The following is a 24,522-nucleotide window of genomic DNA, read 5'->3' as shown; positions in this document are numbered from 1 at the left end:
AACAAATTCTATTGTACTAGAAAAAGTACATTCGTACATGTATTATTACAACTATATACGACCGTTTACTAAATTAAACTGCCACAGTCCCGTTGAATTCAGGGTTGCGGCAGCATAGGTGTTTTTTTCGTGTTCCATTCTACTGGGTCAGTTCAACAATACCATGAAGTCTTTTTTAAGTCTTATCTTTTTTTCTCAGTTTCCGGTTGATCCCAAAAGTAATGAGGGTACCTAAAAACATGATAGAGGCCCATGTCACAGCTCCAAATTGTTTGAAAAATTTAAACAAATGATGACCTCCTGAAATGATTTATGGCTTTAACAAATTATAGACTGTATGATGCAGAATGTAAATATCTTCAAAAACAAAGAAGGGTGAAAACATCACCCTTCAAAAGATTGTGCACTAGCCTAGTGGAGAGGGAAGAGAACAGCTTTTCATCGGTCGGTTGTTCCAAGCGTTCCAAGATTTAGGGGAGGTCCTCTCCAACTGAGCTTAGCCATGCAGCTTTATTTTACTTTAATCAAGTGGTTCGTCCCACTTACTAATACTATTCTCATCTACACCATCATTGATGGGGGCACATTTTTTGTCAGATTTGTGAAACTAGAGCTTTAAGTGTCAATGGGATTGAACAGAACGTTCCTTCGGGTTGATTGATTTTTCTTTATTATCAACGGTTTCAGCGTTACTGTCCCTTAATGGGATTTCCTTTAAAAATAAGGTCAGAAATACAGCAGACGCGATCACGAGGCTCCCTGTCAAGAAAACTTCGCTTAACGAATGGCTGAGTGCTGACCGCAGCATGGAGATGAGTTGATCGAACATGCCATGGAAATCCGCAGTCATAGTGGACCTCATTTGATCTAAAGCCTCCGGATCCATCAAAACTTGAGGATCTTGAAGATTCTCGAATTTTTCTGCAACATCGGGATTTGTAAAAGCTTGACTGGTCTTAACCTCTGCAGCGACTGTCATTTCCTTCTTCATATTAAGGGACATGATCGTACCCATGACCGAGACTCCAATCGTACCACCGATTTGCCTGAATAGTTGGGCAGATGAAGTCGCGACGCCAAGAAACTTATGGGATACTGCGTTCTGTATCGTCAAAGTAAATACAGGGAAACTGAGCCCTAGCCCTAGCCCGACAATGATCATGTTAACGACCGCGATCCCGTTCGAAGTGCTTTCATCCATTTGTGCTAAAAAAAGCATCCCCACACTCATGATTATTAATCCAATAATAGCAAGCTTTTTATATTTTCCTGTCTTTGTAATGATCTGTCCACCGATCGCAGATGCAGTAACCATTGAGAGGGTCATCGGCATCATGATGAAACCGGATTTGGTTGCTGATGTTCCCATCACGCCCTGGATAAAGAAAGGTGTATACATGATGGCACCGAACATACCCATTCCTAAAATAAATCCGATTACATTCGACAAGGAAAAGATACTGTTTTTGAACAAGTGTAATGGAAGGACTGGACTTGCCGCCTTTCTCTCAACCTGAATGAAAATGACCAGGGAAAGGAGAGTCGCTATGAACAATCCAATGATTTGAGGTGATCCCCAGGCATATGTTTCTCCCGCCCAAGAAAATGCCAATAACAATGGCAGAATCGTTAATGTCAAAAAGATTGATCCGAGATAATCCACCTTCTCCGATGGATTATGCTCAACACTAGGGAATAGTTTCCAAATAAGAACGAATGCAATTATGCCAATCGGGAGAAAGACCCAGAAAATCCAGTGCCAATCGAAGTTATCGACGATATATCCCCCTAGTGTCGGCCCGAAAACACTGGCGAGGCCGAATACGCTGCCCATGATCCCTTGCCAACGGCCACGTTCACGTGGAGAAAACAGATCCCCGACGGCTGTGAATGCTGTCGACATGATCATTCCTGCACCAAAACCTTGTAATGCTCGATAACCAATAAGCTGGATAATCGTATCAGATGTTCCACAAAGGAATGTACCGATCATGAAAACGCCTATTCCGATCAAGATGAATGGTTTTCTTCCATATATGTCTGAAAGCTTCCCTACTAAAATGGCAGTTACACTGGAGGCTAGCATAAACACTGTGAACACCCAGCTGAAGTATTCCATTCCACCAAGATCAGCAATGATTTTTGGAAGGGCAGTCCCCACAATGGTTTGGTTTAACGCGGCAAACAACATTGCTGACATGATCGCGATCATGATGGTGATTTTTGATTTCTTATCTAAATGTTCCATGTTTCCACTCCTGTTCGTTTCAAATATTGAAATAATCATGAAGTTAAATAATACCCGATAAAAAGGTCAGTTGCTCCTTTTCAATTTTAAGAAGAAAAAGATCATTTTTTTGATTTCTTTAATTTCCAAGTCTCTGAATCGTTGTTTGGAATAATCATTACGCTTTCGTTGGACCTTTACTATCCTTCTGAGGTTATTTGCAACTCTATAATTCTTCTGTCACTCTTCGGCTAATCAGATTCTTTGCAATTATTTATCTGTCACGCTCGTGATATGACTTAAGTTGACTTGAAACTCTTCAGCCAGATCGGATACCTTTGATGTACCGGAATCACACAAGTGTTGTAGGAACATGAATTCCCTCCCAGTAAGGTCTTTTCCTAAAATAGTCGCCATGTGACCTTAGTAATTTCCTGAAGGACTTTTCCATTCCGCCAATCAATTTTTCCCGCTCACTCATTTTACTTCACCACACAAATAGTTAACAATGTTAACTATTAACCAAGTTTATTATACGCTCATTTTTATAAAAGTCAATCTTCTGTTTTGCTCTGTTAAAGTTCATTGTCATGTGCAAATGCTTTAAAGAAAGGAAGCTAGGCGGAACCCGCAAGCGACCCACCCTTTAAAAAGATCTTCGACTAAAACCACCATCTTCTGTGGTGAACGTCGAAGCCAGGACATGTGCAAAGTGAGAAGGCTTGCCCAATTAGGCTAATTCAGGAAGAATGTCTAGCTTCAACGCCAAACCACTTGGATCACTCCAGGCTTCCTGCGGCGGTCAACACATTGATTTAGGTCGAAGTGTTACCCACGCAGAACCGAACTTTGTTTGGTTCGAGCCTCCTCGTCAGTCTACCAGTGACTTTCGTGGCTAAGCGGGTTGCTTCCGCTTTTCTTTCCCTCGCGGAAACCAAGTATATTTCCAATTGTAAGATCACAATCTATAACGAAAACAGCCAAAAGGAATAATGAACCTCATCTGATTTTTTATAGCTGGTCTTTCTGCTGGGAACAATGACAGGGCTCCTTTCGTGGGAGCCCTGTCGTTTTAATGAGTATGTGAGGTGACAGTCGATTTTGAAGAAACAAGGGGGAGAATGATACGTATGGTTGTGCCTTCATTATATTCAGATTCGATTGAAAGTCTCCCTCCGTGTTCACGGACGATCTTCCTGCTCATCATCAAGCCCAGTCCAATCCCTTTTTCTTTTGTGGAGTAGAAGGGTTCACCGATATACTTCAGCCGTTCTTTTTCAATCCCTTTACCTGAATCAATGAAGAGAAGTTCGACATATGGATCTCTAGCCAGGATTTTGATATTCAATTCCCCGCCTTTTTCCATCGCTTCCATTGCATTTTTCATTATGTTGATGAAAACTCGTTTCAGGGCATTTCTTTGGCAGTTAAGCATGATTCTCTGTTCATTGATGTATTCGACATCCATGTTGATACCTTGTAAAAAGGCAGTTCCTTCGAATAATCGAACACAGCTGTCTATAATTTCATGTAATTCAGTCTCTTCAAGGCTGATGACATGAGGTTTTGCCAGATCCATGAATTCATCGGCGATCCGTTCGATGCTATCCAGCTCTCCACTGATGATCTCCAGATAGCTTGTCAAAAGGGAATCATCGATTTCATCCTTAATCATGCGGACGAAACCTTTCACACTTGTTAACGGGTTCCGGAGTTCGTGGGCAATCCCAGCAGCAAGCTGACCGACCGTCGACATCTTTTCCAATTGCATAGAAATATGCTCATCCTCAAGGCGTTTCGTAATGTCCCTTGCGATCAACAAAATCATATTCTCTGAATAAGTCGTATACTCATTCGAAATCAAGGGAGTCAGAATGGCATCGAAAGTATATGTGTGACCATCTTTATCAATTGTGAAAGCGATCTGATCAGCTTTTTTCGTTTTGAAAACATGATGGATGATTTCATACAATAACCCACGTTCTTCATCCACTACATGATCATTCATGAACCCGTATATATTGGTGATTGTTGCTTTTTTCAGCCAGCTTTGCAATGAAGGAGAAACAAATTGGACCTTACCCTGCTGATTGAATGTGACAACGAAATCCGAAGTCTTTTCAAGGATCAAGCGGTATTTCATTTCGCTTTCACGTAGTGCCTCTTCTGAATGTTTTCGCTCGGTTATATCACGACCGACGATCACAAACTTTTCATAAGGTGCCTGGTTCTCATACAATGGAGAAGCGATCAATTCAATCCAAATATACCCTTTACTTGCGTGTTTATAACGAATTTGAGCCTTTGCAGAACGTCCTGCTTCAATCAATTGTTGGATCTGTTTGAATACATGCCTCCTGTCCCGAGGATGGATATGTCTGAAAACATTCATGTTCAGATAGGATTCAGAAGGGTACCCCGTAATGTCCAGATGAGAAGGTGATGTATAGACGAACTTGCCAGATAAATCGACAATAGCGACAAGATCTTTCATATTTTCTGTGATCAATTGATAAGAATTACGTTGTTCAAGATATTTCTCATGGAACAGGATCTGTTTAGAGATATCGATGTATAACCTTGCTACAGCAGTCCGTTCCCTTCTATGATTGTAAATGTTCATGTAACAGATCGACACATCTTTAATGATGCCATTTTTATGTACACGTTTTGTATTCGTAACTAGATATGTATCATTTTGTCGTAATTGGCGTACGATTTCTTCATATTCTTTCTCGTAACCGGATGGGAATAATGAGACCGAGTTACCGATCACCTCGTAATCCTTCCACCCGAACATTTCCGTGAAAGCTGGATTGACGTTGTACACTTCCCCATCCACATTTTGTATTAAAACTGCATTTGGAGAAGACAGGAAAATAGACTGCAACATCCGTTCATCTGTCATCATCTTCGTCGCTTTATATGGGGTATCTAAAATGACCCCACAATAGTCAGCACCGCTTTGGGGACATAAAGGCATTATTCTGACTGATTCGAACATGAGGTCATTCGGTAAAATGGAAAAATGTTCGAGAATCACTGGTTGACCATCTTCTATGGCTTGTCTGCATGAATCGGTAAAGGTCTTCGGATTGGGGAATATCCTTTCAATAGGTTGCCCGATACAACTTTTATCCGTCTGAAGGACTTCCCTTGCGGCTTCATTGATATAATTGACGTGTCCTTGCTGTTCATCTATAAAAACAAGAAGTATATAAGGCTCTGGATAACTATCTAATAGTGTTTGTTCAAATGGCTTCAACTTTTCACCCCCTTTGCCAGGTACTTCGACAAAAGTCATCAGTATTAAGCATTCTTCTAATGTTATTCATATTCCTTCCTTAAATGTGACGTTTATTTTAGGTCTTATCCTTAGACATCGTCATCAATACAGTTCACTTTCATCGTTCCAAGAAAATTAAGCCAAAAGTCCGAGCTATGAAAAAAGAGGTCGACCAATCGTGGTCCACCTCCTAAAAATCAATTTTAACATTCAGGAAGCCCGCTTTAACAAGGGACTTTATGATGATGACTAACGCTGGTCCGATGATCAACCCGACTATACCTAACAGGGCAAAACCGATATATAGACTTGCAAGTGCCGCCAAAGCGCTGATTCCAAGGCTCGAGCCCAGGATCTTCGGTTCTATGATCCTTCGGAAAATCGTTATCAATAGGAAGAGGACGAGCAAACCGATCGCTAACCGCTGATCGCCTACATATAGATTGTACAAGGCCCAGGGTACAAGGAACGAACCTGCTCCGAGAATCGGAAGGATATCTACAATGACAATCAATAGAGAAAAGACCAAGGCGTATTTGACGTTCAAAACCAATAGACCGATCCAAGCGATGATGAATGTAAGGAAACTCAAGATCACTTGAGCTCTAAGAAAACCGATGAATGCAAGTGAAAGCTGTTGAAGTACGAGTTGGACTTTCTCTTTCGCTTTTTCAGAAAATAGGTTGAGAAACCCAGAATGGATCTTTGGAAGGTCCAGGCTGATCAAGAATAAACTCACAAGATAAATGAGCAGCTTGATGAGCAGAACCGGTACTGCTGTAAGGAATCCGACCAAGCCATTCGCGATATTCGAAAGGAAGTCGACTGAAAATTGCCTTAGATCGTTAAGCGCATCCTGAATTGTGGAAACATATTCAGGGGGTATTTCCTGATAATACTGCTCCAATTGGAAAACAAGGCTTTCAACGTTTTCAAAGATATATTGGGCGTATTGTGGAAGTTGTTCAGTAAAATCAATGATCTGGACAACCAATGTGGTAACTGCCCAATACGTACCGAGCGCCATCAAAGCAAGAAACAGTGTAAATGTAAAGGTTACACTCCAGACCCGTTTCAGTGAAAACGACCGTATCAACAGTTTTACAAAAGGCTCAAGCAGTATAGCTGTCAAAAGAGCTAACACGAGCGGAATACTGTATGGAATTAGAAAAATAATGAAACCGATAAGTAACAGGAACGGAATGTATTTCTTCAACTCCAACTTTGTGTCTCCTTAAAGACAAAAACCTATTTGGTTTTTGTCAAATATAAATTATCATTATTATACCTTTTAAAAGTGAAAAGAACAGCTATTCTAAAAAAATCGACAAACACGATGTGATTTTAAATAGGTATTTTATAGTAATATAGTTATGTAAAACAGGCGGGTTTCGAATTCATATGAATAGAAAGGTCTGTTCCTATAACACTATTTATGAAATTTTATTCGTTTTTTGTCAATTTATATAATAATAACACCTTTATTTCTGTTATTCTACAAGTATAGCAAGAAGGGGGGAGAATGTTGAACATTGGGTTAGAACGTTTTGCTCAAGTGAACAAAACAGTAGTAGAAAGCGAAAATAAAACCTATATTCAATCATTCGAGGATTTATGTTCACAGATAAGGGAAGGAAAGACCGTATATTTCTCCACAGAGGAGCTATACGGTACGATTGAAAGGAATGGAGAGGCAAGGATCATGATTACAGTCGCAACAGAAAAAGAAGTCGACCGGATCGAGGGAACGACCCTTAAGCTCCAGAATGTGTATTTTTATCTGAAAGAGACCTTATTTTTTTAACTGAACAACCAAATAGAACCTGCTAGGTAACCTCTTTGAAGGAGTCTTCAGAGAGGCTTTTTTACAGACTAAGTGATTCTACCAGTCATGATTATTTTCATAACCCAGCTTGATTAAAAGGTCACCTGCAATAGCCTTGAATTGATTCTTTATTTCTTCATCAAATATCATCTGCCAATTTCCAGCTTGTCCTTTACGGAATGTAGGGGATTTGGCAGGATCTACATTGGCTTGCATCATATTGACGATCTCCTCGATTTTCATCGGCCTTTTTTCAACCTCCAAGAATCGGAGGATTTTCCTGAGTTCGTTTCTCTGAGATTCTTTAGAGTGGACAAGACTTTCATAAGGTACGAGTAGAATATTCGCCTCAGACATCCAGCCTAAGAAATTTTGATAGAACATATTGATGTTCGAACGGTGAGCGTATACAGTATTGAATCCGTTGATCAATGCCGTGCATCTTTCTTTGATGTTCATGTTATTTTCGGTGAAGTAGCGCTCATAAGGATGGCCTTTGAACTTCATGAAAAAGTAGGCATACGAAACGACAATGTCTCTCGGATCACGATATAAAAATAACTGTTTCATATTGAGATGCTTGAAAAGTGCCGAGTATTGGGGTGAATAATGCAGATGCCCATTCGCGAAATGGTTGGTGGCCATCGTAGCCAGGATCCTCCTATGTTCCTCTAATTGGTCAAGTCGTCCAGGGTAGATGAAAGTGTGATGATTCAAGGAAGGAATTCCCTCCAATAATGGCCGTAATAGATGTGTGCCGCTTTTGGCGATGGAATTGGCAAAGAAAGGTTGGATTTGTTTATTTCCATATTGTTTCATAAGATTGCGCCCTTCTTCCGTATCAATAGTCATATTTATCATATGGTGGAATAAGGAAAAGAGCTTGGACCATCATCTAAGAGATACGGCGAAATTTTACAAAAGTTATGAATTGTTTAATGGTACATAATTATTATATTGCAGGATTGTGGAGTGTTTTTCCACGATGACTTCAAGAAATTCCAGAATTCCGCTCAACTTTTCTAGGAATACACCACTCCTCCTATTTCTACTTATACGGACTTAGCATGTTTCATACTTGAAACAATCCCCTTGAGTGCCTGGACAAAGGCTTCAACATCTTTTTCCGAGGTTGAAATTCCGAACGAAATACGGACGAGTTCTCTAGCTTCGTCAGGTGATCTGCCGAGTGAAAGCATCGTTTTTGAAGGGGATTGTTTACCGACTGAGCATGCCGATCCAGTCGAAACTGCGAACCCTTTTCGGTTAAGCTCTAGCATAATATATTGCCCTTCGATACCTTTTATCCGGAAACCGATGATTGCAGGCAGATGTTCAGCAAGTTGTCCTTCAACGACGATCCGGTCCTCATGCTTTGCGAAGTCCATAAACTTGTTCCGTAACTTACGGAAGTGTGCTTCATATCGGGACATCCCCTCTATCATTTGCTCAGCGGCAGTGACGAAAGCAGCATTACCTGGGACATTCACAGTACCTCCACGGAATCCATTTTCATGGGATGAGCCTGGAATGGTGGGGTACCAGGAGACATCTGGGGCAATATAACACGCCCCGACTCCTTTAGGTCCATACACTTTATGGCTTGAGATGGATATGCTATCCAAACCGATGGCTTCCACATCAATCGGAATTTTCCCGAATGTTTGAACACAATCACTATGGAACAGGATGCCGTGTTCTTGTAAGAGCATGCCGATTTCTTTTAAAGGCTGCACAGTGCCGATTTCACTATTGGCGTGTCCGATGCTCACAAGGATCGTATCCTCCTCCAAAGCTTCTCTTAAAGCCTCAACCTTTATGATACCTGTTGAGTCGACAGGTATTTTCGTAACCTGGAAACCTTCCTTTTCCAAAAGTAAAAAGGTATTGGCGACCGATGCGTGTTCAGTCTCCGTCGTGATCAAATGCTTCCCCTTGGATGCATTGCCGTGTACTATCGAGACAATGGCCAGATGGTTGCTTTCCGATCCACCGCTTGTAAAATAGACCCCTTTTGGATTGCCGTTGAAGTGGGTGGCAAGTTGTCTGCGGGATTCTTCAAGTAATGTTTCAGCATCACTTCCAATATCGTGGAGACTGGATGAATTCCCGAAATATCTTCTGGAAACTTCAGAATATACACGTAATGCTGTTTCCGCTATAGGTGTCGTTGCAGCGTGATCCAAATAAATCATAGGTAACCTCCTAAAGAAAACCTCTTGCTATAAGTTTAGTTTTGTGTAAATATAGGTGTCAAGACACATGTAAATAATTCTGATTTGCTAAACTGTCTGGGAGGTCCTTTTATGAAAACACGAAAAACGGATGTCCTTATCATCGGAAGCGGACTCTCTGGATTAATGACTGCAGAGCTTCTTTCTTTACAAAAGAATGTGATGATTTTCACAAAGAAAAGGTTGGAGGACAGCAATTCTTATTTAGCGCAAGGTGGGATAGCAGCTGCGGTGCAGGAAAAGGATGCCTGGTATGATCACTTTCTGGATACGTTGCAAGCCGGTTGTTTCCATAACGAAACAGCTGCGGCGAGGCAACTTGTAACAGATGGGCTTGAAATGATCCAGAAGCTTGTTGGGCTCGGCGTCCAATTCGATCGCCAACCAGATGGGACTTATCAATATGGAAAAGAAGGGGCTCACAGCCATGCACGTATCCTTCATATCGGCGGTGATTCAACAGGAAAACATCTGATCGACACTGTGAAAAAGAGAATCATTGAGAAGAACCTCGTCGTCGAAGGGGAGACAGTGCTAAAACTGATCGTTAAAAACAATAGATGCATAGGTGTTTGGAGCATGGATGAGCTTGGTGAAATGACTGCAACCTATGCCAGCGCTGTCATTTTGGCAACCGGTGGTTTATCAGGTCTGTATCCATTGAACTCGAATGCTTCGACCATAACAGGAGATGGATTGGCCCTCGCCTATGATGCAGGTGCAGAACTGACGGATTTGGAATTCATCCAGTTCCATCCGACGCTGTTAGTGAATGATGATGGGAAGAGTGTCGGCCTTGTAACCGAAGCGATCAGAGGTGAAGGAGCGGCCTTAGTAGATGAAAGCGGCAACCGGCTTATGAAAAATGAGCATCCACTAGAGGATTTAGCCCCGCGTGACGTCGTTTCCCGTGTCCTTTACAGGGCTCAAATGGCTGGTAAGGAAACATTCCTTGATATCAGGAACATCAATGATTTTCAGAAGCGTTTTCCGACGGTCACACGTTTATGTGCAAAAAATCGTGTTTCTATCGAAAAAGGATTGATCCCTGTTGCACCTGGTGCCCATTTTACTATGGGGGGCGTTGGAACAGATGTGGGCGGCCGTACCTCAATCACTGGTTTGTATGCTGTTGGGGAGGTAGCGAATACGGGTGTGCACGGGGCAAATCGACTCGCAAGCAATTCCTTGTTGGAAGGGGTTGTCTTCGCAAATCGGTTAGCCCAAACGGTACGATCTGAAACTGATGTTGAGCTTACGCTAGAAGCAGAGTGGGAAGGAATCGAGGTACTAGCTGATTCACCGACGTTTGAAGAAATACGTGAAATAATGAACAATCATATCGGAATTGAACGGGATGAACGTGGTTTGAACCAGGCTGTCCGATGGTTTGAACGATATCTAAATACAACTGTGATACACGAATTTCCTAGTTTAGAAGATATTAAGAAACGAAATCAGATTTTAGTAGGCTGGTTGGTTGCGGGCTCAGCCTTGCAGCGAACGGAAAGCCGCGGCAGCCATTATCGTACAGATCATCCGTATCAAAGGGAAAAATGGCAGCAGCGAAGAGTGAAGAGGAGGAAAGAGTGCTATGAATCGGTTGAAAGTACGGCAGGAGCTTGAAAGATTTTTTATTGAGGATATCGCTTCTTCCGACCTTACAAGCCAGTTATTGTTTCCGCCTGATCAATTGGGAGCAGGTCGGTTTTTCATGAAAGAGGAAGGGGTCTTTGCAGGAGAGCCGATTGTCCGTGAAGGATTCAATCTCATTTCAGAACAAATAAAGGTTGAATTTCATGTGCAGGATGGGGCGCAATTGACGAAAGGGGAAACCATCGCGACAATTTCAGGGCCTGTCGTATCGATTCTAGAAGGGGAGCGGGTGATCCTCAATCTGATCCAGCGGATGTCAGGGATTGCAACGTTGACGGGGAAAGCAATAAGTCTCCTGGAAGGCTCTGACACGAAAATCTGCGATACCCGTAAAACGACACCAGGTCTACGGATGTTTGAAAAATATGCGGTCCGTTGTGGTGGTGGGGTGAATCACAGGATGACACTCGATGGCGGAGTTATGATCAAGGATAACCATATCGCAATGTTCGGAAGTATTAAGAATGCGGTTCAACATGTTCGAAAGGCACTCGGCCCGATGACGAAGATCGAAGTGGAGACAGAATCAGTGGAACAAGTAAAGGCTGCCGTCGAGGCGAAAGCGGATATCATCATGTTCGATAACAGATCCCCGCAGGAAATAAAAGAAATGGCGGGATTGGTACCAGATCATATCGCTACTGAAGCATCAGGAGGAATTACCCTCGAAACACTGGGAACTTATAAGGATTGCGGTGTGCAGTTCATTTCATTGGGTGCATTGACACATTCAGCAAGAGGGCTGGACATCAGTCTCGAATTGGAGGTCGATTAAGGATGGGCGTATTAGATATTTTACAGGCGAAGAAGACTGGATTGCCGGAACATTATCGTCAATTGAGTGAACTTGAAATGGTTTCTCGGATCCAAGCTATCAAAGAACAGTTGGGAGCGCAATTGTATCTTCCAGGACACCATTATCAAAAGGATGAAATCATCCAGTTTGCAGATGATACGGGTGATTCCTTGAAGCTTGCGCAACTTTCCGCTGAAAATGAAAAAGCCGAATATATCGTCTTCTGCGGTGTCCATTTCATGGCGGAAACAGCGGACATTTTATCAAGCGATAATCAAATTGTCGTGTTGCCTGACATGAGGGCCGGTTGTTCAATGGCGGATATGGCGGATATCCATCAGACCGAAAAAGCGTGGGAAATGCTGCAGGGTACGTTCGGGGATACGATCATCCCGCTCACCTATGTCAATTCGACGGCAAGCATCAAGAGCTTTGTCGGTAAAAATGGGGGAGCCACAGTGACCTCTTCGAATGCGAAGGCCATGGTCGAGTGGGCATTGACAAAAAAGGAGCGCATCCTGTTTTTACCGGACCAACATTTAGGAAGGAACACTGCTTACGACCTGGGTGTACCGCTGGAACAGATGGCGGTATGGGATCCGATTTCGAATATTTTAGAATGTGATGGGCCGATTGAGGAGGTACGAGTGATTTTATGGAAAGGGCATTGCTCCGTCCATGAAAAATTCACGATGGAAAACATCAAGCAAGTCCGAAAAGAGATGCCAGATGTGACTGTACTTGTTCATCCTGAATGCACGTTTGATGTCGTGCAAGCATCGGATATCAATGGCTCGACGAAAAAGATCATTGATACGATCGAAAATGCACCAGCAGGTTCATCATGGGCAATCGGTACAGAAATGAATCTCGTCAATCGGCTGATCCAAACCCATCCCGACAAAAACATCGTATCATTGAATCCGAATATGTGTCCTTGCCTCACCATGAACCGGATCGATCTTCCCCATTTGTTATGGGCATTAGACTCAATCGTAGAAGGTGAAGTGATCAATCAGATCAAGGTGGATAAGGAAACCGCTGATTTGGCAAAAATTGCACTAGAACGTATGTTGAATAAATCCATATAATGTAAGTAGGCTGACTCCTTTGAAAGATGAGGGTCCCCGGCCACTACAACATAAGCTCATTAATCATCCGTTTATATCTCATGTTGTGTGATCGGGCCCCATTTTTTGCGGGTCAGCTTATGTGACGTATTCTTTGTCTCTTTCTGATATCGGTGCAAATGTGGAATTTATCGGTGCAAGTTGAAAATATTTCGGAGCAAACTCAAAATTTATCGTAGCAAACCTAAAATTTATCGTAGCAAACTCAAATTATTACAGAAGTTTTCCCTTATGAATTCCATGCGGCTGCTTATACATAATTTGTAATGGCAAAAGTGATCACCCCATGTATTGTGTGATGGCTATTAGCTTATGAACCCTCGCTCCCACCTCCGCAGTTGCTGTACCTTCTCCAAGCTCCACAAGTTCAATCTCTAAATTTTAGGCGTGGGGCTCTGCTTTTATAATGTTGAAAATTGGTTGTAAAATCGCTTATACTTCATGTTCATTAATATGCTTTTGTTTGCAGTCTCCCATCTACTTGTTATTACTAATCATATCGAATTTATCTTTTCCGTATGAAAGATTCATAGGGCGTATTTTTGGTGCATAATGCTTGTTTTAGATAAATTCTTTTTAATAAAATAGAGCTGAAATACGATATCGCGGAGAAGGAGGGAGATCTTGTGAAAGGAACACTTGAGAACATCAGCTTTTTTGTCATCGGTCTATTCATCATGACTCTTGGTATCAGTGCGACGATCGTCTCCGGATTAGGTGCTTCTCCACTGGATGCATTGAACGTTGGATTGACGAAGCATTTTGGCTTGACTGTCGGCAGTTGGGAAGTGATCGGAGGAATCATCCTCGTCTTTCTCAACGCATGGATTCAGAAATCGAAACCATCTTATTTTGCGATTGTAACCGCAATGATCACGGGAATTTTCATTGATTTCTGGCTTTTTACTCTTTGGACAGTTTGGGAACCAACGGGCCTTTTGTTGAAGGCATCAGTGCTTGGATCAGGTCTACTGTTGCTTGGATTGGGGATCTCGATCTATCTGCATTCCAATTTGGCATTGATCCCAGTTGATGGTACGATGATCGCCCTTCACAAGCGATATGGATACAGGCTTGCAGTAGCCAAGACGATTGCCGGTGTTTTCATCTTGATGCTTGCACTGATAGCTGGGGGTCCGGTCGGAATCGGTACATTGATCGTAGTCATTTGTGTAGGACCGATCATCGGATTTTTCGACAAATATATTACTTCTCTGAAACAATTAATCGACAGCCGATTGTATAAGTGTCCTTCCAATTGAGGGTTTTGGATCTTAAGTATCACTGCAAAATTTTTCAGTTTCATCCTCCCTATGAAAGAAGGAGAACCAGCTTCTATCCCGAAAATTTAATACCGAACATATTTTCGTTTTAATGAGGAGGATATAATGAAACGCTTGGATGAAGGTTCATTCCACCGTGCAAAAAAGTACCTTATAAACAATGGGCGGGAATTAGAAAAAGCATTATTCCGCTACCACTTCGAGGACGGATCAAAGGAAGATGTATTGAAGGCCCTCAAAAACTACCAGAATGCAGATGGAGGTTTCGGGAACCGGATGGAGCCAGATTTTCAGCTGGGAACTTCTTCGCCAATGGCAACGTCAAAGGCCTTTCAAATATTCAAAGAGCTAGAGGTTTCGGCTGATTATCCAATGGTCCAGGAAGCTATGGATTTTTTGACTGTAAGCTATGATCAGGATCAAGGCCGATGGCATGCTGTGCCACCTGAAGTGAACGATGTCCCTCATGCACCTTGGTGGCATTACGACCACGAAAATGAACGTGTAATGGTGGAAGCAGCCTGGGGAAATCCGAACGCTGAATTGACCGGTTATTTATTGCGCTACAAAGAACTCTCGCAAGTGGAAATGCGTGAAAATCTGGAAGCGAGGTCCCTTGCACATTTTAAAGCGCTCGATACCCTGGACATGCATGAAACCTTTTGTTATTTAAGGCTAGCAGACGAGTTAAGCGAATCGAACCGAGACATGATTGTGGAAAAGGTGAAGGAACACATCCCTGAACTAGTAAATTTGAAGCGCGAACAATGGGCCCATTATGGGATGCATCCAGTCCAATTAGCAGAACATCCAAACTCACTGTTTTATAAAGAAATGAGCGAAGCTGTTGAATCGAACCTTGATTATATCATCGAACAACAACAGGCTGACGGCTCATGGCATCCTAATTGGGAATGGGGACAGTTTGAAGAGGACTGGACAAAAGCGAAGGATGAGTGGAAGGGAATCTTAACCTACGAAAATTTAAAACTTTTAAAAGCATACAACCGGTATGAAAAGCAACCTGTTCAATCCTGAAGTTATAAGCCAGTAGACACCCATATATAAGCATCACAATACACCTTAGATCTTTAAAAGAATAAAATGGAGAAGTAAGGAGATGGATATTTTAGTTTTTGGCGGTACGAAGTTTGTCGGGAACATATCCTAGATGCTGCAGTCAAATAGGGGCATAACGTAGGTGTATAATAACAAAGGACAGCCTAGGAGTAGGCTGCCTTTTGTTTATTCAATATCTTCATGATGAAATAGTTTACAAGGTTGAAGGTATAAAGAGTGAATATTTAATGAAGGAGAGATAAAGACTCCAAAGTATTAATCTATACCCCATCCCAAGTCAGAATTTTAGGATTACCAGCAAGGATTTGTTAAAATGTTCAAGTGAACAGACTTGAGGTGGCAGCTATGAACCGTGTCAGCAACTACATACAATCACGATTCTCCTTTTTCTATGGATGGATCATCGTCTTTTTAGGCGGCCTTGGTTTATTCTTTTCTGGACCTGGCCAAACCTACGTCAACGCAGTATTCATTGATTCATATATTGATGAATTCGGATGGAGCAGGTCACTAGTTTCTGGAATATATTCCGGCGCAACGCTTTTGTCTGGTTCTTTACTCTTTTTAATAGGCAGAGCTGTAGATAAATACGGACAGCGCAGGATGTCTCTGATTATCGGTGTGATGCTTGCTGTGGCTTGTTTTTGGAACAGCCTTGTATTCATGCCTGCGATGTTATTCGTCGGTTTTTTCATGCTACGTTTTTTCGGGCAAGGTTCAATGACGCTTGTTCCGAATACGCTCGTACCTCAATGGTTCATTGAGAAACGTGGACGTGCACTCAGTTTCATGGCCATCGGAGGATTCTTAAGTTCAGCTTTATTCCCTCCACTTACCGCATGGCTTATAGGTGCATTCAGCTGGGAGGTTGCATTCCGTATATTAGGAGCAACCATTCTGTTGATTTTCGTACCGCTTGTCTTCCTCTTCATGAAAAACCGTCCTGAGGACATGGGGCTTAAGCCGGATAATACCGTAAGGCAACTCAGGGAAGACGGAACTGTAATAGAAGACGAAAACCCGAACGATATTTCCTGGACACTGAAGGAAGCGATGAAGACAAGGCAATTTTGGATGATCCTGTTTTGTGTCAGTATTCCGGCACTAGTGAATACAGGGATTACATTCCACCTCGTTTCCATTTTCACAGAAGGCGGTTTAGGCAGGGGGACAGCCGCTTTCATTTTAAGCCTTATGGCTATCATCGGTTTCCCGATTACGATGGTTTCGGGTTTTATTCTTGAAAGAGTGAAAGTGAATGTGGTCCTGTCCGTAAGTTTTCTTGGCCAGTTGGCATTCGTTATCATCCTTATATATACAGAGTCATATTGGATGGCGATCTTATTCGGTGTTGTATGGGGTATGGTAAATGGTTTAGAGAGGATTACTTTGTCGATTATTTGGCCAGATTACTTTGGCCGTAAGCATTTAGGAAGTATAAAAGGATTGGCGATGACGACAATGGTAATTGGTTCAGCATTCGGGCCACTGCCGTATGGGTTTGCTTATGACCTTTTTGGGGGTTATACAGAAATCCTTTTGCTGACCATGGTTTTTCCTATACTCGGATTTATTTTTGCCCTCATATCTCCAAAACCTGAAAAAGCTTAGAGAAATAGAAAAGAGGATACTTTCAGGGTTTCCCCTATGAAAGTCATCCTCTTTTTGAAAGAGTGTAAAAATTTTGTTTCGATGAAGTGATGTCTAGCTTCAACGCCTAACAACTTGGATCACTTCAGTCCTCCTGCGGCGGTCGACACATTGATTTAGATCGAAGGATTTACCCACGCAGAACCGAACTTTGTTTGGTTCGAGCCTCCTCGACGGACTTCCAGTGCCCTTCGTGTGGACAGGGCGTTTACGCTTTTCTTGTTTGCCAAACTAAGCTCGTCTTTCAGCCATCAATATGCTCTTACCTTCTTTTTCCCACATTTTCGTATAGGGATTGAACAAACTTTCGAGTTTATCAACGAGCCCGAGGGTCAGGAGACCATTCCCAACAGCTTTCTTAGAATAATCAAGCGGGGTTGTCCGCCTTATGAGCTGTGCATACAACTCAGGCTCAGTCAAGAAACGCCCGAATTCCTTTGCCGTAAGGGTGTTCAATAATACCAAAGCACCGGATACATGTGGCGTTGACATGGAGGTTCCCGATAACTTGGCATACCTGTTATCTGGAAACGTTGATAAGACATTGACGCCAGGTGCAACTAAATCGATTTCATCGTTCGTATTCGTAAACCGGGCGATTCTTCGCTGGAAGTCAACTGCGCCGACTTGGATGACTTCATTATAAGCACCTGGATAGGAGAACTCATCAGTATCCTCTTGATTGTCACCTTCATTACCTGCAGCGCAAACGACACATACATGATTGTCGACAGCATATTTGATTACATCATGTAATTCATCAGTACCTTGAGGACCACCAAGCGACATGGAGATGACCTTCACTTTTTCTCCATCAGGCCCAGTCCAGTCAACAGCATGGCGAATTGCATCGACAATCCATTCCATCCTGCCGCTTCCTTGCTTGGTCAATACTTTCAATATCAACAGATTGGTTTCGGGGGCAACACCTGCAATCCGGTTATCTCTTCCGATCGCAGCGATGGTACCAGCAACGTGAGTGCCATGTCCGTTGTTATCTAAATAATTGTCTGGATCACTATTATAGTCAGTTGTAAAGTTACGGCCCGCAATCACCCGCCCTTCTAAGTCAGGATGGTTTGTTTGGCAACCCGTATCAATGATTGCAACGACGTTCCCTTTACCCTTGTCAGCCTTGTCCCATAATTCAGGAGCTTCAATCATCTGGACACCTTCAGGGATATTCGTCAATTCTTCGATGATCTCTTCCACTTGATAAGGAATCAGTCGGACATCAGTCATTTTTCATCCTCCTTTTTAATATAATCATCGAATGCAATAAAACTATTCTGAATAATCAAACTATAAATGAAATGATGTAAAAATACAATAGTGTGAAATACCTGATTATCTGTTGGATAGTGTAAAATTCTATCTACAATTCTTTTGTATAACTTTCCTCTCACCTAAATATGGTAAAATGTGCAGGTGTTGAGTTTCATAGGGGGGATTTTTTTGAACGAGAGGTATTTTTGGGTAGCGATCATAGCGGCCGTTATGATGTGGACAGGGAATTATACATATTTAAAATCTAAACAATTAGCCCAACCTATTTTTTTGAAACATTATTATGAGATTCCAATTGAGGAAAGGACACCTCTAGAGTTTTATTATGTTACAAATAAGGGGGACACAAGGACGGTAGATGGCATCTCTGTAAATGGGCTCCATTTTCATTCATCCTGGGATGGTTCCATGTTCCAGCACGAAGGCCCCATTTATAAAGACGAGTACATCCACCATCAATTACGGTCCTTAAGAGTAGAGATTCATGAAGGCAAACTTCCGATTGAAAGGGCAAGCGACAACGAATGGTCGTTTACTGAAATTACGCCTTCTTTCAACGCTGATTCTGGCTTGAAACAGGCTGTGGATATCGGATATGTGAATTTAAGTGGGAAATTACCCCAGAAGCCGCCGTTTAAGTTTAAATTGAGTGGAAGTAGCAGTAACCGTCGCAGCAAATTTGAAATGTCAGCAAAAGAAGCACTTTTGATTGAAAAGGTCGAGATCCCGTTATTAGATGAATTCCCAGGTTTGGTTGAAATGAAAGTCAATGCTCCACAAGTAAAGCATCCCCCTGTGAAAAAAGATCCTGAAGACCATCATGAAGATTTGAATAGGCCATGGGGCAAGGTCAATGGCACATCTATACAGGATATCGAGTTTCCAATTGAAATTGGAAAGGACGACTGGGTGAGCTTTTATACGGAAGTGGATGACGACAGTAAAATGTATTTAAGATTCAACGTCTGGATCAAAGGAACTTCAGCAGAAGGGGAAGCTTTCGAGATTCCGATTCACATTTGGGATGAGCCCCATTTAGATCAGAAAGATATAAACGAACTTATTTCAGAGCAGCAAGGTGGGGAGGATCGATGAAGCAGGTCTTCACAAAAATGTTTTTGGGTTTCTTATTTGTATTGGTTGAAATCAATATCATCGCTTTAGATATCCTGCCAGATCCTTTGGGATACTTTTTCATTTACCTTGCACTTGAGAAGATATGGTCAGAATATAAAATAAGGAATCGGTCACGTCTAATAGCGATCATCCTTTTCGCGTTTTCACTTCCGACGATATTCGTCCAGCAGTCAAATGCTGATATCACCGGGGCAATTATGAGTGATGGGTGGCAGTTATATATGAGTGCCTTAGGGATAGGGAAACTGATCCTCGTCTTCTATGTGTTCCAAATCATGATGAAGTTAGCTAAAAAGTTTGGGGATGAAGAGATGCTGAAAAAGACGGAGAAGACTTCCAAAGTCTATATTATCGCAATGTTGATCGTTTCTTGTATGCAACCATTCCTTATGAATCTCGACAGTGATATCAGGACCGGAGCAGGACTTGTTTTGATAGGTGTAGGTCTGATCATGGATATTGTTCTTCTCATACTGTTGTTCCGATTTAGAACATTGGAAACAGAACGATTAGATACACTGGAGCAAACGACAGATTCAAACACATGATATCTCTGAAAAAAGCTTATCCTGTAAAAAATAGTAGTATTGATTCAGGGGGACAAGAGAACTAAAATGACAATCAGAGGGATATAAGCATCAAATGCCCCAGAGCCATAAGCACCAGGGCGTTTTTATGTTTGTTGATTGATATTCGATTTTTGTCTATCCTACATATTTAACGTCTCTTTCGTGAACAAGGTATGTTCTGAAGTCACCCTTTATCTCAAGGTATCCGGAATCATATCTCCATATCACTATATACGTTCTACCGCGATAGACTACTTTTCTACCTCTGTTCACAGGTTGATTCCTCCTTCAAGGTGAACGAATCAACTCATTACCGGAATTTCGGTACTTATGAGCCTCATGTCTTGTTTCAGCAACATCTGGTTTGCCAGCAGTGAAAATTGGAAAGCATTTTTATATTCATTCAGGTTTGCATAGCAAATCGCTTTTTCGGACATGACCAGTGCCACCCATGACTCGTTTTTTTGTGATTGGAAAATCGATTCGGATTTCATGATTTCTGTCAGTGCCTGTTTATAGTTTCCTAGTTTCATCAATACTTTACCAAGTACATAATGGCATTGACCATGCAAATGGGATCTTGGTTTGGCGAGGGCTAAACCACATTTAGCAAAATATTCGGCTTGTTTCATGTTCTCCATGTAGAGATAAGACAGGGCAAGCTCATAGTAATTATTCACCGTTATCCGTGGTACATCTGCTTTTAAAGCTTCATCCAGACATTCATGGAGTTCCTTCAGTGACTCATCGATTTTGTTGTGTTTTCGTAAAAGAATCCCTAAATTGATTCTGGAGCCCAGATATCTTTCCGGCTGCTCATGGAGATTCAAGTATTTAATCGCTCCTCTTGTCGAAACGATTCCTTCTGCAAACTTGTTCATATATAATTCCGCCAGACCTTTCAACATATAAAAATGCCCGTTTGAATAAGTGACTTCATTCACTTCCATGATTCCGATCGCTTTATTGATTACATCAAGCCCTTTTTGGAACTCTTTTACACGGCAATAACAAAGGGCGAGGTTATATAGAAGTTTGATTTGAAGAAGACTGTCTACCTTTGTGTGATAGGATTCGATAAGTACAGCAGCATTGAGGGCAGCCGCAATTCCATCTTTATAATTTCCAAGCTTTCGATTGGATAAAGTCTTGTAATAATAGACCTCTACAATTTCATTCGTATCTGTAGAAGACAAATAAAAGAGGGATTCCTTGAAGTGGATCAGTGCTTTTTCATCTTCATCCAGTTTTTCATATATTTGGCCAAGCAGTTTATGCGCCAGCCATTTTTCAGGGAAGGGGACATGTTCAATCGTGATGAGTTCTTTCAACCGAGATTCCGCTTCCTTATATTTCTTGACTTTGTAAAGCGTTGTACAAATATTAAGTGATTTCTTTATGTCCTCTGAAGTGGTTGAAGAAACGGAAGTGTCTTTGATTTCCCCTAGCAGATCACCAACGGAAACACCTAGCTTATGAGATAAGTATTCAATCGTCCGGAGGGAGGGGGTAGTCAAATCTCGTTCAATAAGGCTTAACATGGCACGGCTTAATTGATCCCCAGCTAAATCTCCCTGGGTAAGTCCTAAATCTTTCCTCAACCTTTTAATCCTTAGTCCTACACTACTTTCCAAATAAATCGCCTCCCAATTTCATTTTACCATAATGTAAATTTATTGAAAGAATTTTTAAATAATTAAATATATTATTCAAAAAAGCATTGACAATTTAAAATATTAAAATTATCATAAAAATGTAAAAATATTCAATTATTTGGAGGTGCTTTATGACAAAATGGTTTCAAAAAATGGTTCTTCTGTCCGGTTGTGGAGTGATGGTCCTAGGAGTTCTATTAGGAGGACAAGCTTATGATGGCGGAGGCGAGGATAAAACCTCACCGTGGGAGAGTTCATCTACATTTGAATCCGACCCAGTATGGCCTGACGGACCTAAACCTGAGGAGGATCCGGTTTGGCCAGACAGCCCGACACTTGCAGAATCAGATCCCGTTTGGCCTGATGGACCAGAACCCGAGGACGATCCTGTTTGGCCAGACAGCCCGACACTTGCAGAATCAGATCCCGTTTGGCCTGATTCCCCAGCATTGCCCCTTTAAAAGCCATTCGAAATACCCCTAGTAATGCCTTCCCAGTGAAACAAGTCTACACTTTTTCAATCACATACCACGACCATATGTTTAGAGATCCTTTTGTAGAGCGAAGTTAAAGGTGACGATCCAAATACCGCCCCTAATTCAACAAGCAGATGTATAATAATTGACTTCAGCAACCTACCCCTTTAAAGCCGAACCCGGTTACCTTTACTCCACTAGTTATCACCTAACCTTATTGAATTGCTATAATCTATTCATCTAAGGAATGGTTAGAACAACCCTATTCCCGTTATACTCATCAATTTCCAATATTAAAGGAACGAAGGAGGACTTGAAATAGAAAATCAACGAGTTTAACTGCCCAGCGTAGTGAAGATTACGTGTTGTTTCAATACGAAAGTCCATCCTTCTTTCCATAATTCTTTGAGACTCAGCTGTTGTATGTTGTCATTTTAGGTACGGGAGGGGGAACTTTTCTAAGCAACGTAAGGTCGAGTGTAATATCATACCTTTAAATCGAAAAAGGATAATCGAGAAGTTGGCTCGAAATGAATGAATCATTATTATGGAATACATAGGGGTAGTATATGAAAAGGGTAGATGTCGCTTCTGTAATACTATTTGATGATACAAGTGGAAGAATTTTAATGGTTAAAAATAGACATGGGAATGAATACTTCAGATCTAATGGTAATTTATATTCTCCGGTCTTTTTTAAAGGTATAATATAGGCGATTAATTCAGTAAAAGGGGAGGAAGAGATGAACAAACTTGTGTTCAAGCAATTTGAAATGACAAGAGAGAGTACTTCATCAAGATCTTAGGGTCTATTTCCGAGGATCACTATGTGGTGCAGCCAGAGGGTTTCAACAATACAATTCATTGGCATACAGGTCACGTTTTGACAGTCACTGAACAAACTATGTTTGGTTTTCCTCATGAAAACAACCCATCTTCCTGTAAATTATATCGATTTGTTCGGGAGGGGTACTAAACCAGCTGATTGGACAGGGAATGTACCTACTATGGATGAGCTTTTGGTACAGCTAAATGATCAATTAGCTCGCCTTCGGCAAATTCCAGCTGATCAGCTAAACAACACCTTGGAAACGCCATTCCTAGGATGTAAAACCTTTGGAGAGCTGGCTGGTTTAATACTAATGCATGAAGCTGCCCATATGGGACATATTCAGGCAATGAAGCGAATAATCGAACATGCGGGTGTCAAAAACTGAAGTATAACAAATAAAGAGCAACCATATTGTGCTTGTAGAAATAAATATAAATTGAAACAATTACTTTATAAACGGAGGCATACCCGAAATAGGATAAGCCTCTTTCTTATGAGATTAGTAATTGAGTTAAATCAATAAAATCGAAATAATTGAAATATTAAACAAGAAGGCTTGAGGTTGATTATGACATTATCAATTTAATGTTTTAAAGGGGGGAGAAGCTAACAATGGAATTCTTGCTCGTTTTTAGTTTTCACTATTTAACAATGGGGTCTTTAGTAATGTTAATAAGCGGCATTTCTACTTATTTTATAAGACAAATTCATTTTTTAATTATTGTTTTGCTTTGTGTGTTAGTGGGATATTTTTATTCAATCGTATTTGATGTACCTGGATTAGCTTTGTTTTCAATTGTGTTTAATGCAATTTTATCCCTAATAGCCATTGGTTTAGTTAAAGCTGGTTTATATGCTAAACAAAAAGCAGAAGAATTATTAAATTAAAGTTTTATCCCCCAAGAAACTCTCTACAACAAATACCCTATAGGGCAGACTTTTTTGAAGTGACTACTCTATAGGGTACCTACTAAATGACTGGTTGGCCTTATAATACGAAGGGGCGATTCAGGCCGCGAACTGCGTTTTGTATTTCAAAATAGAACTCGTTAACCTTTGCCGCGCGGTCCTTATTTCTTTTTATAGAGTAGGTATCTTGTTGGATTCGATTCCTTTTCCTTGATGAAAATTTCATCTGTCTTAGGGTTTTGAAAGACCCATCCGCCATTCAAATTACCATATTCCTCACCATCAACTGTAAACCCTGTAGGTAAGAATTCAGGCTTCGGGCGTGACGCTTCCGTCTGTATGTAAAAGTCTGTACTTACATATGTATTTTGATGGAAGGTAATACGTTCCGGTATAACGTCATCCGAGTCCAGAAAGATCTGATCGACATAATGGTAAAGACCGATCAGGCAGAAAACAAAAGCAATCAAAAAAGTGATTTTTCAAAACA

20 protein-coding genes and 1 pseudogene are annotated in these 24,522 nt (G+C 41.4%); 13 read left to right on the top strand and 8 right to left on the bottom strand.

Annotation, left to right across the window (positions count from 1 at the left end):
- The coding region (locus L1611_RS09550) for an IS3 family transposase (protein WP_236312871.1) at positions 1-118 on the top strand (118 nt) is incomplete at its 5' end.
- Between the two features lie 504 nt (positions 119-622).
- Here the strand turns inward: L1611_RS09550 and L1611_RS09545 are convergent.
- The 3 genes from L1611_RS09545 to ytvI all read right to left on the bottom strand — a co-directional run bounded on the left by L1611_RS09545 (position 623) and on the right by ytvI (position 6,735).
- Positions 623-2,248, bottom strand: a complete 1,626-nt coding sequence (locus tag L1611_RS09545; RefSeq protein ID WP_236312832.1) for an MDR family MFS transporter — start codon at positions 2,246-2,248, stop codon at positions 623-625.
- A 1,051-nt stretch (positions 2,249-3,299) separates the two neighbouring features.
- A complete protein-coding gene (locus L1611_RS09540) occupies positions 3,300-5,492 on the bottom strand; it encodes a PAS domain S-box protein (protein ID WP_236312831.1) in 2,193 nt (730 codons plus the stop codon).
- 211 nt (positions 5,493-5,703) lie between these two features.
- On the bottom strand, positions 5,704-6,735 hold the full coding sequence (gene ytvI / locus L1611_RS09535; protein ID WP_236312830.1) for a sporulation integral membrane protein YtvI: 1,032 nt from the start codon (positions 6,733-6,735) through the stop codon (positions 5,704-5,706).
- A 303-nt stretch (positions 6,736-7,038) separates the two neighbouring features.
- Between ytvI and L1611_RS09530 the strand changes: the two genes are divergently transcribed.
- Positions 7,039-7,317 (top strand): hypothetical protein, encoded by a 279-nt coding sequence (locus L1611_RS09530; protein WP_236312829.1) that lies wholly within the window; start codon positions 7,039-7,041, stop codon positions 7,315-7,317.
- A gap of 78 nt (positions 7,318-7,395) precedes the next feature.
- Here the strand turns inward: L1611_RS09530 and L1611_RS09525 are convergent, their stop codons facing one another.
- Both L1611_RS09525 and L1611_RS09520 read right to left on the bottom strand, forming a co-directional pair.
- Complete coding sequence (locus tag L1611_RS09525; RefSeq protein WP_236312828.1) at positions 7,396-8,157, bottom strand: sulfotransferase domain-containing protein; 762 nt, start codon at positions 8,155-8,157, stop codon at positions 7,396-7,398.
- 233 nt (positions 8,158-8,390) lie between these two features.
- On the bottom strand, positions 8,391-9,533 hold the full coding sequence (locus tag L1611_RS09520) for an IscS subfamily cysteine desulfurase (RefSeq protein WP_236312827.1): 1,143 nt from the start codon (positions 9,531-9,533) through the stop codon (positions 8,391-8,393).
- A 111-nt stretch (positions 9,534-9,644) separates the two neighbouring features.
- Between L1611_RS09520 and nadB the strand changes: the two genes are divergently transcribed.
- From nadB to L1611_RS09490, 6 genes are all read left to right on the top strand, one after another.
- The gene (gene nadB, locus L1611_RS09515; RefSeq protein ID WP_236312826.1) at positions 9,645-11,198 is read left to right on the top strand and encodes an L-aspartate oxidase; all 1,554 of its coding nucleotides are present in this window, start codon (positions 9,645-9,647) and stop codon (positions 11,196-11,198) included.
- Complete coding sequence (gene nadC / locus L1611_RS09510) at positions 11,167-12,003, top strand: carboxylating nicotinate-nucleotide diphosphorylase (RefSeq protein ID WP_236312825.1); 837 nt, start codon at positions 11,167-11,169, stop codon at positions 12,001-12,003. Before nadB ends, nadC begins: the two co-directional genes overlap by 32 nt.
- A gap of 2 nt (positions 12,004-12,005) precedes the next feature.
- Positions 12,006-13,115: a quinolinate synthase NadA gene (nadA, locus tag L1611_RS09505; protein WP_236312824.1), complete on the top strand. Its 1,110-nt coding sequence runs from the start codon at positions 12,006-12,008 to the stop codon at positions 13,113-13,115.
- Positions 13,116-13,780: 665 nt separating this feature from the next.
- A complete protein-coding gene (locus tag L1611_RS09500) occupies positions 13,781-14,416 on the top strand; it encodes a YczE/YyaS/YitT family protein (RefSeq protein WP_236312823.1) in 636 nt (211 codons plus the stop codon).
- Positions 14,417-14,542: 126 nt separating this feature from the next.
- Positions 14,543-15,475, top strand: coding sequence for a prenyltransferase/squalene oxidase repeat-containing protein (locus L1611_RS09495; protein WP_236312822.1), 933 nt, complete (start codon positions 14,543-14,545; stop codon positions 15,473-15,475).
- Between the two features lie 387 nt (positions 15,476-15,862).
- Positions 15,863-17,128: an MFS transporter gene (locus L1611_RS09490; protein ID WP_236312821.1), complete on the top strand. Its 1,266-nt coding sequence runs from the start codon at positions 15,863-15,865 to the stop codon at positions 17,126-17,128.
- Positions 17,129-17,398: 270 nt separating this feature from the next.
- On the opposite strand, the gene L1611_RS09485 is transcribed toward L1611_RS09490, so the two are convergent.
- Positions 17,399-18,409, bottom strand: coding sequence for a S8 family peptidase (locus L1611_RS09485; RefSeq protein ID WP_236312820.1), 1,011 nt, complete (start codon positions 18,407-18,409; stop codon positions 17,399-17,401).
- A 213-nt stretch (positions 18,410-18,622) separates the two neighbouring features.
- Between L1611_RS09485 and L1611_RS09480 the strand changes: the two genes are divergently transcribed.
- Positions 18,623-19,549 carry a hypothetical protein gene (locus L1611_RS09480; protein WP_236312819.1) on the top strand — a complete coding sequence of 309 codons (927 nt, stop codon included), beginning with the start codon at positions 18,623-18,625 and terminating at the stop codon, positions 19,547-19,549.
- Complete coding sequence (locus L1611_RS09475) at positions 19,546-20,139, top strand: hypothetical protein (protein ID WP_236312818.1); 594 nt, start codon at positions 19,546-19,548, stop codon at positions 20,137-20,139. Before L1611_RS09480 ends, L1611_RS09475 begins: the two co-directional genes overlap by 4 nt.
- A gap of 323 nt (positions 20,140-20,462) precedes the next feature.
- On the opposite strand, the gene L1611_RS09470 is transcribed toward L1611_RS09475, so the two are convergent.
- Positions 20,463-21,794, bottom strand: coding sequence for a helix-turn-helix domain-containing protein (locus L1611_RS09470; RefSeq protein WP_236312817.1), 1,332 nt, complete (start codon positions 21,792-21,794; stop codon positions 20,463-20,465).
- Positions 21,795-21,946: 152 nt separating this feature from the next.
- Here L1611_RS09470 and L1611_RS09465 point away from each other — a divergent pair, with 152 nt between their 5' ends.
- The 3 genes and pseudogenes from L1611_RS09465 to L1611_RS09455 all read left to right on the top strand — a co-directional run bounded on the left by L1611_RS09465 (position 21,947) and on the right by L1611_RS09455 (position 24,011).
- The gene (locus L1611_RS09465) at positions 21,947-22,276 is read left to right on the top strand and encodes a hypothetical protein (protein ID WP_236312816.1); all 330 of its coding nucleotides are present in this window, start codon (positions 21,947-21,949) and stop codon (positions 22,274-22,276) included.
- A 758-nt stretch (positions 22,277-23,034) separates the two neighbouring features.
- Positions 23,035-23,508, top strand: a pseudogene (locus L1611_RS09460) (DinB family protein).
- Positions 23,509-23,735: 227 nt separating this feature from the next.
- Entirely contained in the window at positions 23,736-24,011 is a 276-nt protein-coding gene (locus L1611_RS09455; RefSeq protein WP_236312815.1) for a hypothetical protein, read from the top strand.
- A 182-nt stretch (positions 24,012-24,193) separates the two neighbouring features.
- Here L1611_RS09455 and L1611_RS09450 read toward each other — a convergent pair whose 3' ends face one another.
- Entirely contained in the window at positions 24,194-24,502 is a 309-nt protein-coding gene (locus tag L1611_RS09450) for a hypothetical protein (protein WP_236312814.1), read from the bottom strand.
- Positions 24,503-24,522: the final 20 nt, after the last annotated feature.

Origin of the sequence: Pseudalkalibacillus salsuginis (assembly GCF_021646685.1) — a bacterium.
Taxonomy (GTDB): domain Bacteria; phylum Bacillota; class Bacilli; order Bacillales; family Fictibacillaceae; genus Pseudalkalibacillus; species Pseudalkalibacillus salsuginis.
This window is presented reverse-complemented; position numbering and strand designations above follow the sequence as displayed.